This is a genomic window from Bradyrhizobium sp. WBOS08 (assembly GCF_024585125.1).
GTDB classification, from domain to species: Bacteria; Pseudomonadota; Alphaproteobacteria; order Rhizobiales; family Xanthobacteraceae; genus Bradyrhizobium; species Bradyrhizobium japonicum_B.
This window is the reverse complement of record NZ_CP028988.1, coordinates 78,474-90,799: the sequence shown is the minus strand read 5'-3', so window position 1 is coordinate 90,799 and position 12,326 is coordinate 78,474. Positions and strand designations below refer to the sequence as shown.

At 63.6% G+C, this 12,326-nt stretch carries 12 protein-coding genes; 3 read left to right on the top strand and 9 right to left on the bottom strand.

What is annotated here, in order from left to right:
• Nucleotides 1-561 precede the first annotated feature (561 nt).
• The 4 genes from gfa to xoxF5 all read right to left on the bottom strand — a co-directional run bounded on the left by gfa (nucleotide 562) and on the right by xoxF5 (nucleotide 4,734).
• Nucleotides 562-1,125 carry an S-(hydroxymethyl)glutathione synthase gene (gfa, locus tag DCM80_RS00465; RefSeq protein WP_028137804.1) on the bottom strand — a complete coding sequence of 188 codons (564 nt, stop codon included), beginning with the start codon at nucleotides 1,123-1,125 and terminating at the stop codon, nucleotides 562-564.
• Nucleotides 1,126-1,157: 32 nt separating this feature from the next.
• Entirely contained in the window at nucleotides 1,158-2,267 is a 1,110-nt protein-coding gene (locus DCM80_RS00460; RefSeq protein WP_028137803.1) for an S-(hydroxymethyl)glutathione dehydrogenase/class III alcohol dehydrogenase, read from the bottom strand.
• A gap of 60 nt (nucleotides 2,268-2,327) precedes the next feature.
• Nucleotides 2,328-2,819, bottom strand: a complete 492-nt coding sequence (locus DCM80_RS00455; protein WP_257180794.1) for a c-type cytochrome, methanol metabolism-related — start codon at nucleotides 2,817-2,819, stop codon at nucleotides 2,328-2,330.
• Nucleotides 2,820-2,928: 109 nt separating this feature from the next.
• A complete protein-coding gene (gene xoxF5, locus DCM80_RS00450) occupies nucleotides 2,929-4,734 on the bottom strand; it encodes a lanthanide-dependent methanol dehydrogenase XoxF5 (RefSeq protein WP_257198110.1) in 1,806 nt (601 codons plus the stop codon).
• A 512-nt stretch (nucleotides 4,735-5,246) separates the two neighbouring features.
• Here xoxF5 and DCM80_RS00445 point away from each other — a divergent pair.
• On the top strand, nucleotides 5,247-6,215 hold the full coding sequence (locus tag DCM80_RS00445) for a helix-turn-helix domain-containing protein (RefSeq protein WP_126255566.1): 969 nt from the start codon (nucleotides 5,247-5,249) through the stop codon (nucleotides 6,213-6,215).
• Between the two features lie 57 nt (nucleotides 6,216-6,272).
• Here the strand turns inward: DCM80_RS00445 and DCM80_RS00440 are convergent, their stop codons facing one another.
• From DCM80_RS00440 to DCM80_RS00420, 5 genes are all read right to left on the bottom strand, one after another.
• The gene (locus tag DCM80_RS00440; RefSeq protein WP_257195229.1) at nucleotides 6,273-6,698 is read right to left on the bottom strand and encodes a hypothetical protein; all 426 of its coding nucleotides are present in this window, start codon (nucleotides 6,696-6,698) and stop codon (nucleotides 6,273-6,275) included.
• 116 nt (nucleotides 6,699-6,814) lie between these two features.
• Nucleotides 6,815-7,816 carry a tripartite tricarboxylate transporter substrate binding protein gene (locus tag DCM80_RS00435; protein WP_257195227.1) on the bottom strand — a complete coding sequence of 334 codons (1,002 nt, stop codon included), beginning with the start codon at nucleotides 7,814-7,816 and terminating at the stop codon, nucleotides 6,815-6,817.
• 256 nt (nucleotides 7,817-8,072) lie between these two features.
• Nucleotides 8,073-9,002 carry an ABC transporter substrate-binding protein gene (locus DCM80_RS00430; RefSeq protein ID WP_257195226.1) on the bottom strand — a complete coding sequence of 310 codons (930 nt, stop codon included), beginning with the start codon at nucleotides 9,000-9,002 and terminating at the stop codon, nucleotides 8,073-8,075.
• A complete protein-coding gene (locus tag DCM80_RS00425) occupies nucleotides 8,999-9,355 on the bottom strand; it encodes a cytochrome c (RefSeq protein ID WP_028137796.1) in 357 nt (118 codons plus the stop codon). The genes DCM80_RS00430 and DCM80_RS00425 overlap by 4 nt, the downstream gene beginning before the upstream one ends.
• Nucleotides 9,356-9,366: 11 nt before the next feature.
• Nucleotides 9,367-11,031 carry a methanol/ethanol family PQQ-dependent dehydrogenase gene (locus tag DCM80_RS00420; protein ID WP_028137795.1) on the bottom strand — a complete coding sequence of 555 codons (1,665 nt, stop codon included), beginning with the start codon at nucleotides 11,029-11,031 and terminating at the stop codon, nucleotides 9,367-9,369.
• Nucleotides 11,032-11,363: 332 nt separating this feature from the next.
• On the opposite strand from DCM80_RS00420, the gene DCM80_RS00415 reads away from it, so the two are divergent.
• Both DCM80_RS00415 and DCM80_RS00410 read left to right on the top strand, forming a co-directional pair.
• Entirely contained in the window at nucleotides 11,364-11,756 is a 393-nt protein-coding gene (locus DCM80_RS00415) for an EF-hand domain-containing protein (RefSeq protein WP_257195223.1), read from the top strand.
• Between the two features lie 134 nt (nucleotides 11,757-11,890).
• The gene (locus DCM80_RS00410; protein WP_257195221.1) at nucleotides 11,891-12,223 is read left to right on the top strand and encodes a hypothetical protein; all 333 of its coding nucleotides are present in this window, start codon (nucleotides 11,891-11,893) and stop codon (nucleotides 12,221-12,223) included.
• Nucleotides 12,224-12,326 lie beyond the last annotated feature (103 nt).

Genomic DNA, 12,326 nt, shown 5'->3' with positions numbered 1-12,326 from the left:
TGCCAGTTGCATCACATCCCGGCCCACGATCCCGCACGGGCAGATCCCGGCGGGGGGCAGGAATACGAATCTCGATGTCCGGATGTGGTCGATACCTCCCGTTTGTTCTTGTTTGATTGTATGTCGCGCGGCATCGTGACGGCGCGATCGTAGCAGAGATCGCGCCGGCCCGGCGTTCACAGCCGGGTGTTCTCACCGGGAAAAGACTGCATCGATGATTTGTCAAAAGCAGGGCGCACCGGCGCGCCGCCTGCACGTCGCGTTCGCAAAACGTGACTGCGGCTAAAAAGGCTTCGTCCGCCAGCAAGACTGCACGGACGAAGCAGGATGCCTCAGTCGAGGGAGGGAGAAACGCAGACGCCGGGACTTCGAGACGGAAGTCGGAGGCGCTACGCAGTCATTCAGAGACCAGGACTGAGGGAGCTCGTCACCCTCATGGCCACGTGAGTTGCAGAGGCGGCGGCATCGCCGCGATCGTCCCGGCACCGGGCCCGTCCGCTTCGCTGGCGCTGGTCGAGGCCATCGAGCGGACGGGGGCCGGCGAACGTCTAGCGGCCTTGCTCAGGCGGCTTTGGCTTTTGCGACGTGGGTCGCGATCGCGTCCATCAGCGCCGGTGACAGGCAATCATAGGGCTCGAGCCCGATTTCCTTCAACCGTGCACGAATGCCGGACATCTGCTCCGGCTTCACGCCCGACTCGATCACGGAGGAGACGAAGGCGGCGAATTGCGGCGCCTGCGAGCCCTGCTCCTGGAACAGCTCGGGATGGATGAAATCGAGGCCGTAGAACGGGTGGCCCTTGTTCTCGATGCGGCCGTACATGTGGGTGCCGCAGGCCTTGCAGGCGTAGCGCTGGATCACCGCGGAGGGGTCGACGATCTGGAGCTTGTCGCCATTCTCGAGCACGGTGACGTTCTGGCGCGGCACCACGGCGACGACGGAGAATGTCGCGCCTTGCGGCTTCCAGCACTTGGTGCAGCCGCAGGCATGATTGTGGGCGACGTCGCCCTTGATGCCGACCTTGACCGGATGGTCCTTGCATTTGCAGACGAGCGTGCCGCCGGCAAAGCTGCCGCTGCCCTGTTTGAGGCCGTTGTCGATCGAGGGGTGGAGTGCAACAGTCATGGGTCGATCCTCCTTGGGGTGACGGTTTCGGGCTAGAACACGACGACTGAACGGATGGATTTGCCCTCGTGCATGAGGTCAAAGCCCTTGTTGATCTCCTCGAGCTTGAGCACGTGGGTGATCATCGGATCGATCTGGATCTTTCCGTTCATGTACCAGTCGACGATCTTCGGCACGTCGGTGCGGCCGCGTGCGCCGCCGAACGCCGTGCCGCGCCAGTTGCGTCCGGTGACGAGCTGGAACGGGCGGGTGGAGATCTCCTTGCCGGCTTCGGCGACGCCGATGATGATCGAGGTGCCCCAGCCGCGGTGGCAGGCTTCCAACGCCTGCCGCATCACCGTGGTGTTGCCGGTGCAGTCGAAGGTGTAGTCGGCCCCGCCGTCAGTGAGGCCGACGAGGTGCTGGACGATGTCGCCGGTCACCTTCTTCGGGTTGACGAAGTGGGTCATGCCGAACCGCTTGCCCCACTCCTCCTTGGAGTCGTTGATGTCGACCCCGATGATCTTGTCGGCGCCGGCCATCTTGGCGCCCTGGATCACGTTGAGGCCGATGCCGCCGAGGCCGAACACGACCACGTTGGCGCCCGGCTCGACTTTCGCGGTGTTGACGACGGCGCCGACACCGGTGGTGACGCCGCAGCCGATGTAGCAGCTCTTGTCGAACGGGGCGTCCTCGCGGATCTTGGCGACCGCGATCTCGGGCAGCACGGTGAAGTTCGAGAACGTCGAGCAGCCCATATAGTGGTAGATCGGCTTGCCTTTGTAGGAGAAACGGCTGGTGCCGTCGGGCATCACGCCCTTGCCCTGCGTCGCGCGGATCGCGGTGCAGAGATTGGTCTTCTGGCTGAGGCAGCTTTTGCACTGCCGGCATTCCGGCGTGTAGAGCGGAATGACGTGATCGCCCGGCTTCACCGAGGTCACGCCGGGGCCGATCTCGCGGACGATGCCCGCGCCCTCATGCCCCAGGATCGACGGGAAGATTCCCTCGCTGTCGAAGCCGTCGAGCGTATAGGCGTCGGTATGGCAGATGCCCGTCGCCTTGATCTCGACCAGGACCTCGCCGGTCTTCGGGCCTTCCAGGTCGACCTCGACGATCTCGAGCGGCTTCTTGGCTTCGAAAGCGACGGCGGCACGTGTCTTCATCGGTAGCTCCTCAAATTCTCATAAGACGCCAGGAAGTGGTCTTGGCAGTCCTCGTAGCGTTCACTTCTTGCCCATACAGGCGTCTTCCGCCTTGGTGTAGGCCTCTGTCTTCTCCTCCTTCTTGGAGGGACGCTGCCGGCCCCATGCTTCGGTGGAGCGGGCGCGGAGATAGACGTAGAGATCGTCCATGTAGCAGGCGACATTCGGATTGTCGCCGAAGGCCGGCATGACGTTCTCCTGTGCGGTCGAGACGTTCTTGCGACCGGAGGCCACCACGCCGAGGAAGTCGCCGTAACTCATCGTCTTGACGGAATCCTTGAGCGCGGGCGCGTAGGTGGAGCCCATGCCGTCAGGCCCATGGCAGACGTGGCAGTCGGAGTGATAGCGGCGGTATCCGGAATAGGTGAACCAGTCCACGGTGCCGTCGGCCGAAATCTTGTAGGTCGGTGTTCCCTCTTTATCGAGCCACTTGCCGTCGTCTTCCTTCTTCACCGCGGCCGGATCACCCGGACCGTCCGCGACCGCAATTCCTCCGGACGCAACCAAGATCATCGCAGCAATGACAGAGCAGATTTTACGCAAGAGATTATCCTCGAAGGAGCCCGGGGGAGACGAGCCGGCGCGTGGAGCTGATCCACGCGCCGGAGCGATGCTGATGGGCCTAGTTCGGCAGCGCAAACACGGTCAGCGTACCGCCGAGTGCCGTGTAGTTGCTGAGGGCCGCGTAGCCGCCGACTGCGCCGAGACCTGCGGTCGGATCGGTCAGACCTGCCGCCAGACCGATGCCGGCCCAGCCGCCGACGCCGGAGAGCACTGCGACATACTGCTTGCCGCCGTTCTCATAGGTGGTCACGTTGCCGATGATGCCGGAGGGAGTCTTGAACTTGTAGAGCTCCTTGCCGGTCTTGGCATCGACCGCCTTCAGGTAGCCTTCGAGCGTGCCGTAGAACACCACGCCGCCGGCGGTTGCGAGCGCACCCGACCAGACCGAGAACTGCTCCTTGTTCGACCAGACGATCTTGCCGGTCTTGTTATCCCAGGCGATGAAGTTGCCCATGTGGGTTTCACCCGGGGGCGGGTACATCGAGAGCGTCGCGCCCACATAGGGCTGGCCCGCGGTGTAGCTCACCTTGAACGGCTCGTAGTCCATGCAGACGTGGTTGGTCGGAACGTAGAACAGCTGCGTGTCCGGCGAGTAGGCCGCCGGCTGCTCGTCCTTGGTACCGAGCGCGGCCGGGCAGATGCCCTTCGTGTTCTTGTCCTCTCCGCCCGCTTCCGTCGAATACTGCGTGACCACCTTCGGACGGCCGTAGGTCGGGGAGTTCTTGTCCATGTCGACGCCGGAGGTCCAGTTCACCTTCGGATCGTACTTTTCGGCGACCAGCAGTTCGCCGGTCACGCGGTCCATGGTGTAGGCGAGGCCGTTGCGGTCGAAATGCGTCAGCAGCTTGCGCGGCTGGCCATTGATCGACTGATCCGAGAGGATCATCTCGTTGACGCCGTCATAGTCCCATTCGTCATGGGGCGTCATCTGGTAGACCCACTTGGCGACGCCGGTATCGGCGTTGCGAGCCCAGACGGTCATCGACCATTTGTTGTCGCCGGGACGCTGCTTCGGGTTCCAGGTCGAGGGATTGCCCGAGCCGTAATAGATCAGGTTCAGCTCGGGATCGTAGGAGATCCAGCCCCAGGTGGCACCGCCGCCGATCTTCCACTGATCGCCCTGCCAGGTCTTGAGGCTCGAATCCTTGCCGACGGGCTTACCGAGCGCGGTGGTCTTCTCGGGGTCGACCAGGATCTGGTCGTCCGGACCTTCCGAATATCCGCGCCAGACCAGCTTGCCGGTCTTGATGTCGTAGGCGGTCATGTGGGCCTGAACGCCGAACTCGCCGCCGGAGATGCCGACCATCACCTTGTCTTTCACGACCAGCGGTGCGGATGTGCCGGTCTCGCCCTTGCCGGGATCGCCGTTCTTGACGCTCCATGCGACCTGACCGGTCTTGGCATCGAGCGCGACGAGCGTGGTGTCGGCCTGATGCAGGAAGATCTTGCCGTCGCCATAGGCCACGCCACGGTTAACCGTGTCGCAGCACATCACGGGAATCACGTTCGGATCCTGCTTCGGCTCGTACTTCCAGATGATCTTGTTCTCCTGCGAAAGGTCAATGGCGTAGACCTTGTTCGGGAACGGCGTGTGGACGTACATGATGTTGCCGATGATCAGCGGGCCGCCTTCGTGGCCGCGCAGCACGCCGGTGGAGAAGGTCCAGGCCACCTGGAGCTTGCCCACGTTCTGTGCGTTGATCTGGTTGAGCTTGGAGTATCGAGTGTTGGCGTAGTCGCCGGCCGGCATTACCCAGTCTTTCGGGTTCTGCGACATCTTCATCAGCGCGTCATTGGCTGAGGCGCTCCCGACGGCGAGAGCCGCCGCGGAGCCAAGAAAGGTCGCCAGTAGCACCTTGCGCATAGTCATTCCTCCGTTGGTCTCGTTATTTTTCCGAAGCAATATTGATTCACCGGACGTCTCGTCCGGCGTCTGCTCGTGCAGGGCGGTCACGATCGGGACCAGAAACGATGCTGTGCTGTTTCCTCCTCCTGATGAGAGCCACGGGTCCACGTGCAGGAGCGGCCCGTTCTTGTTGTTCCTGCCGCAATCCCTAACGACTTCGCCATCGGGAAACTTGCCCAAGAGAGAACCCGGTTTGCTCGACAGCGCACGGAGGAAAAGATTTTGATTTTGCAGTAGCGAATTCAGCGGCTTCCGTGCGGCATGGAGGCGCTTTCAACGCTCAGGTTCCCCTTGACGGCGGTGCAACTAAGGCGGAGGATTAACTTTCAAGGGTGGCAATGGAACGATGGCGCTCGTGCCAAGAGACCGCTCAAATTCGAGGTAAACGTCACGCAATCACGGCTGAGGGCTTCAGCAAGCACTGGTCGCGATTCGCGTCGAAGCTCCGGATCAAAACAGTGGCTGGATTAATGTCCGACACCATTCACACGCTCTCGACGACCGGTATGACGCCGAAGCGCCAGATCCAGAGCTGGATCGACGGGCTGACGAGCCTGTGTGGGCATTTCGACGTCGATCCGCTGGAGGCGTCCTCGCTCGAAGGCCGCATCGACTACACGAGCGTCTCGCGCCTGAAGCTCTGCCAGATCGAGGTGAGCCAGCATCGCATCGCGCACACGCTGGCGCGCGCCAAGGCCAATGAGCATCCCTACATCAAGATTCACTTCCAGACCTACGGCGTGTCTTATTTCGAGCAGGAAGGCCGCCACATCGAGATCAACCCCGGCGATATCATCGCCTATGACGTCTCCTGCCCGCATTCGATCATCAGCCCGGCCTTCACGCGTCACGACGTGGTGATCGTGCCGAAGGCGCTGCTGCGCGACCGCGGATTTCCCTCGCAGCGGATGCCGGCGTGCAAGCTGTCGGCGAAGACGGGCACGGGGCGGATCGCCCACGATTTCGTCCATGCGACCTTCGACGAGGCGGCCAAGCTTTCGGCGAACAGCGCGGTCGGCGTCGCCGATTCGCTGATCGACCTGCTGCTGCTGCCGCTGCGCGAAGCCGACACGATGTTCGACCGGGTCGGGCCCGAAGCGATGTATGTGCGCGCGCAGTTCTTCATCCGCGAGCATCTGCGCGATCCGGATCTGTGCATCGACCAGATCTCCGCCGAGCTCGGCTGCTCCAAGCGCTATCTGCACATGCTGTTCTCGGAGCGCGGCACCACGGTGAGCGACTACATCTGGCAGGCGCGGTTGCAGAACTGCCGCCAGGAACTCGAGGCTCACGCCGGCAAGACCATCACCGACGTCGCGTTCTCCTGGGGCTTCTCCAGCTCGTCGCATTTTAGCCGCGTGTTCCGGAAATATTTCGGCGTGGTGCCGTCCTCGATCCACAAGGCGCAGCAGAGCGCGGCGAACTCAAACGAGCATTAGATCAGACGCTGCCGAAGCCTCTGCCGCGATCAATTCGCGCGATCGGCCAAATCCCGCTCACGCCGACGCGGAAATGTAGGGAATGCTGGCCAGGAGAGCGGCAAGCAGCACGGCGTTGCAGAGCATTCCGCTCCAATGCAGCCTCCGCAGCCGCCCCGCGGCACCGGTATCGCCAGCTTCGCTGGCGCTGAGCTGTTCGTCCATCCGCTGCAAGAACCAGCCGCGGCCGCCGATCGCGACAGCTGCAAGCAGGCCGATGCCGATCGCGGCGAGCGGACGACCATCGAGCAGCAAAGCCACCGTCGCAATGAGTCCCGCAATGCGCATCACCAGAAAATGGGCGTTGAACATTCCGCGCAGCAGCAAACCGACCGGCCGGATGTCGAGCTTCACCAGCAGGAAGGCGGGCGAGGCAAGCGTGAAATAGCCCATCGGAAAAAGCAGGATGATCAAAACGGCGACGGCGACTGCATCCGGTGTCATGCGCTCGGCCCATGTTGTCCGCAGAGACGCGCAATCATAGCGGCAGAATGCGTGTCCAGCACTGGACTTTGGTCGAGCCCCGGGCCGCGAAGACCGACCGGCGCCTGCCCGGAGACTCAGGCCGGCTCGAGGCCGAGGGACTTCGCACTCTCGATCCAGATCGGCAACTCGCGCTGGTACAGCGCATTGGTCTCCTTGAAGCCGATGGCAGGTTCGAGCACGAAAGTGGTGAGAACCTCTTTCACTTTCGGATCGTTGTTGGCGGCGACGCAGAGCTCGGCGAGGCGGTCGACGACGGCTTGCGGCGTTGACTTCGGCACGGCCCAGCCGGTGAAGCCGCTGACGGTGAAGAATTTCGACGTCGCGCCCTGCTCGGGAAGGGTCTTGATGGCCGGAATTGCGTCGACCTTCTTCGAATGCACCGCGAACACGGTGCCGCGGTCGCTTTGCAGAACCGACTGGGCCGCCGTGTAGCTTCCCATCGCGACATCGAGCGTGCCTTCGAGCATCCCGGTCCACATCGGCGCCTCGCCACGGTAATGGATCGGCTCGATGTTGAGACCGTACTGCTTGTTGAGCTCGTTGATCGTCATGTGCGGGGCCGAGCCCGCGCTGTAGGTGCCGAAATTCACCTTGCCGCTCTTGCGCGCGAAGGCGACGAAATCCTCCAGCGTCTTGACCCCGGTCTTCGGGTTGGCCACCAGCAGCAGGCCGGCGCCCGGAATGACGCTGACGAGGGTCAGATCCTTGTCCATGTCGTAGCCCGGATTCTTCATCACCAACCGGTTCATGATGTAGGTGGTCGAGATCGAGCACAGGATGGTGTGGCCGTCGGGCTCGGCGCGGGCGACCTCCGCCGTGCCGATCGCGCCGGAGGCGCCGGGCTTGTTCTCGACGACCACGGTCTTGCCGACCTGCTTGGAGATGAACTCGCCGTAGGCGCGCGCGAGCAGGTCGGTCTGCCCGCCGGCGGGATAGCTGCAGATCATGCGAATCTGCCGCGACGGCCAAGGGCCCTGTGATGCAGCCTGAGCCGAGGCGCCGCGCGAGACGAAAGGCATCGCGAATGCGCCGGCTCCGGCGGCGATGAAGTGGCGGCGATCGATTGTCTTGGACATGATTCTCTCCCGGTTCCGGGCAGGGTACTGCACCAGGCTGGCGCTGCCACGGGCGTCAGGCGAGACAGATTGGCGCATTCGCCACACCTTCCCGTTCGCGACGTCAGAGCAGATTCGTGCCCCGGACGCGGCGCAGCGCGACTTCCGCGGTGCGCTGCAGAGCCGGGGCCCATTCAGCAGCGAGTTGCGTGGCCTGCTGGGTCCCGGCTCGGCGGAGCGTCACTGCGTGCCGCACCGCGTCCGGGACACGAGAGACTCACCGCTGGATGATCTTGGTCCAGACGTCGCCCAGAATGGCGGGCTCGCGCGGCGGTAGATAGGTGAGGCCTGCCTGCCTGCCGAATTCGGCAATTCTGCCCTCGGCCGCGAGGGCGCTCAGTGCCTTGTTGACGGCCTCGATCAGCGCGCCATCGCTGGCAAGCCCGACATAGCCGCGATTGGCGCCGATCGGATAGTAATAGCCGGACGCCGCGAGCGACGTATCGGGGTGCGCGGCGCGGTGGGCATCGAAGCGCGCAAGGTCGATCAGCGTCGCGTCATGGTCGCCGCGCTGCAGCGCGCCGAGGAGATCGTCGCGGCCGGGGACGAGATGGGTGATGCTGTCGATCAGCCGCCCCTTATCGAAGGTCATCAGGATGGCGTCGCCGAGCGAGCCGCTTTCGACGACCAGGCGAAGCCCGGCGAGATCGCCGATGTCGCCGATCTTGCGGCCGCTTGCCTTCGGCCCGAGCACCACTGTCATCGGCGAATAGACGTAAGGCTGGCTCGGCGCGAGCACGCCGAGGGCGATGCGGCGCCGCCGGTCGTCGCGCGTGGCCCCGGCGAAGCCCGGTAGGCGCGCCGTCTTCATTCCGGGGGCAACCAGCGAATCCTGGGTCAGTGCGTAGCCGCCGACCAGCGAGCAGCGCCCATCCGAGAGCAGCGCATTGGCCTCGAGCTGGGGACTCGAATCCTCGTCCAGCTTGGTCTCGAACCACTGGATCGCCAGCGTACGTCCGAGCCGCTCGGCCACCGCCTGCGCCAGCAGCACGTCGAAGCCGGCGTCCGGCTTGCCGCGGCGATGCATCGAGAGCGGCGGTCGGTCCTCGTCGAGACAGATCCTCAGGGGATCGTCGGCCGCAAGCGCGGCCGACGCCATCGTCGAAAGCAGCGCAGCAACGCTCCATGCAACGGCCCGGCTCCTCATGGCTTTCTCCGGCTGGAGACGAACGCCCAGAGATTCCCGATCTCGTCGTCGGAGAGGATGTCGCCCCAGGGCGGCATCTTGTTGTTCTTGCCGTTCTTCACCGTGGTGACGAAGCGGGTCTTGTCGTCGGGAATGGCGCGCAGGTCCGGCGTGATGGTGCCGGAGTTCATCAGGTTGGGGCCGTGGCAGTGCGAGCATTTCGAGGCATAGGTCGACTTGCCGTGGTCGATCTGAGCCTGCAGTGGATTGCCGTTCGCGTCGTCCGCGGCACGAACGGTCGCCGCAAGCGCGACCGTCAGCACCGCGACGGTGGCGAGGCTCGCCACCGTCTTGTGAAGCATTTCTCTCAGCATCGTGCCTGTGTTTATTGCTTGACCGCGAAGACCCACAGCGAGCCGCCGGGCGGCACCTTGGCAAGCCGCTCGTCACCGGAGAACAGCGAGTAGACGCCGCCGTAACCGCTGGTCACCGCGACATATTGCACGCCGTCCTGCTGCCAGGTGACCGGCTGGCCCTCGATGCCGGACCCGGTCTGGAACTGCCAGAGCTTCTTGCCGGTGTCGGCGTCGAAGGCCTCGAACTCGCCGGTCAGGGCGCCCGAGAACACGACGCCGCCCGCGGTCGACAGCACGCCCGAGAAGCGCGGAATGTCGCTCGGCGCTTCCCATTTCGACTTGCCGGTCATGGGGTCGATGGCCTTGAGGTGACCGCGCGGTCCGTCCCCGAACTCCCAGGGATCGCTCAGGTCCATGCCGAGATACCATTCACCCTGCTTGAAGGTGACGGGCTCGGCCTTGTACTTGCCGCCGAAGTTCAGCGTGTTGGCGTAGGCAAGGCCGGTCTGCGGATTGAACGACATCGGCTCCCAGTTCTTGCCACCGAGGATCGACGGATAGACCGTCACCTTCTTGCCCTCGCGCGCATCCTTGGCGACGTCGGTTTCGACCGGACGGCCCGTCTTCATGTCGACGCCGGTCGCCCAGTTCACCTTTACGTAAGGATTGGCCGCGAGCAGCTTGCCGTTGGTGCGGTCGAGCACGTAGAAGAAGCCGTTGCGGTTGGCATTCATCAGCACCTTGGCCGGCTTGCCCTCGACGTTCATGTCGGCGAGGACCATCTCGGCGACCGCGTCGTAGTCGAACGGATTGTTGGGCGAGAACTGGTAGTGCCACTTGATCTTGCCGGTCTTGGGATCCATCGCCAGCACGGAGCAGGTATAAAGATTGTCGCCCGGCCGTACCGCCGCGTTGAACGGGCCGGGATTGCCGGTGCCCCAATAGACAGTCTTCAGCTCGGGATCGTATGAGCCCGTAATCCAGGTCGAGCCACCGCCGAGCTTCCAGGTGTCGCCTTTCCAGGTATCGCCGCCGGGCTCGTCCGGCGAAGGAATCGAGTGAGTGCGCCAGAGATGCTTGCCGGTTGCCGGGTCCCATCCATCGATGAAGCCGCGCGTGCCGAACTCGGCGCCTGAGACGCCCGTGATGACGACACCCTCGGCGACCAGCGGGGCGATGGTCATCGAATAGCCTTCCTTGATGTCGGCCGCCTTCTGCCGCCACAGCTCCTTGCCGTTCTTGGCGTCGATGGCGACCACGTGGGCATCGAGCGTGGTACGGAACAGCTTGCCCTCGTGAATCGCGACGCCGCGGTTGATGATGCCGCAGCAGACGATGCGGGGCGTCTCGGCCGGATATTCGATCTTGCTCTTCCAGATCTGCTTGCCGCTCTTGGCATCGACCGCCATGGTGGCGTTGTGCGTGGTCACGTAGATGACGCCCTGATAGACGATGGGCTGGGATTCCTCGCTACGATCGTCGTTGAAGCTGTAATTCCAGATCGGGACGAGGTTCTTGACCGTATCCTTGTTGATCTGGTTCAGCGTCGAGAAGCGCTGAAGATGGTAGCCCATCCCGTAATTGAGAACATTCGATGTGTCGGTCGCGCCCTTGACCAACTGCTCGGTGGTCTGTGCACTTGCACACGTCGACGCAAGCATGACGAGGCCCGCGGCCATCGCAAAGCGTTTCATCCGTTCCTCCCAATATGCGCGCCTTTTGACGCTGCAAGTACAAATCTCCGCCCGAATGCAAAACGCGTCAATACGAAAGTCGTAAGTGTGGTGCCGATATCGTTCGAAGCTTGCGCTGGTCACTTCATGGAAACCGGTGGACTTGTGCAGAGACGCTGGGAAAATTCCGCGCCACGAAGCGGCTCCGATCCAGGGTGGTCCGGCCGAGCCGCAGGGTTTCCGTGAGTTGTAGCGCGCACAAGTTGTAATTCAGGACTTGAACCGGACCCGCTCGCGGACTTATCTCATTGCTGGCCCGTCCCGCCACCGGGGCTCTTGGTCTGGAGGTCTTGATGATTTCGCGTCTCTCAGTTGCACTTGCGCTATCGCTTGCATTGTTGTCCGGTCCGGCGTGGTCGGCCTCCGGCAATGCGGTCAAATTGTTCGATACCGACAACGACGGCACGCTCGATCTGGCGGAGGTCAAGAAGGTGGCGGCCGGATTGTTCGCAAAGCTCGATCCGGATCGCGACGGCACGCTCGATGCCCGCGAATTGCGCGGACGGTTGACGGCGAAACAACTCGCCGCTGCCGATCCCGACCGCGACGGGACGCTGACGCTCGACGAATACCTGTCCGTGGTCGAGCAGCGCTTCAATGCGGCCAATCCCGACAAGGATGGAACGCTGGATGCGAAGGAGCTGAACTCGCGCGCCGGCCGTGCGCTGTTGCGATTGATGCGTTGAGCGGGCAATCGGAACAAGCGTGACGAGGGCGGCTTTTGCGAGCCGGCACTGGGAACATCAGGCAGCTCGGTCTGTTCTCTCCGCGATATCCCGCCCGGCGCCGGGGCCGCGCGGCGGGAGAAGAGGAGATGCAGATGACCACGAAACGTACCGTTCTTGCCGCCTGCGCGATCCTGACCTTGAGCGCCGGCCTCGCCGTCGCCGGACCGTGCAACACGGGCAGTGCCAGCACCAATAAGGATGCCGGCTCTGGTCCGGTCACCGTTGGCGCAGCGCAATCGCACTCGTCCGGCTCAGCCGGCGATTCCAGCCAGCACCCGCCGACCAGCACGATGAATCGTGCGAGCGGCGAAACGCCGGCCTCATCCGAAGATGCGCAGCGGCAAATGCAGAGCGAGCCGACGGCAGCTCAGCGGGCCGACGGCGCCAAGCCGAGCGGCTCGGCAATGGCCGGCAAAGACTGCTGACGGCGCGGTGTCGTTCGTGTCGATTAGATTCGCGGTGCGTCGCACAGCCGGCGTCTCCGCAGGTCGTGCTTGACCAAGAGCGAACTGGCTTTGTCCGAGAGAG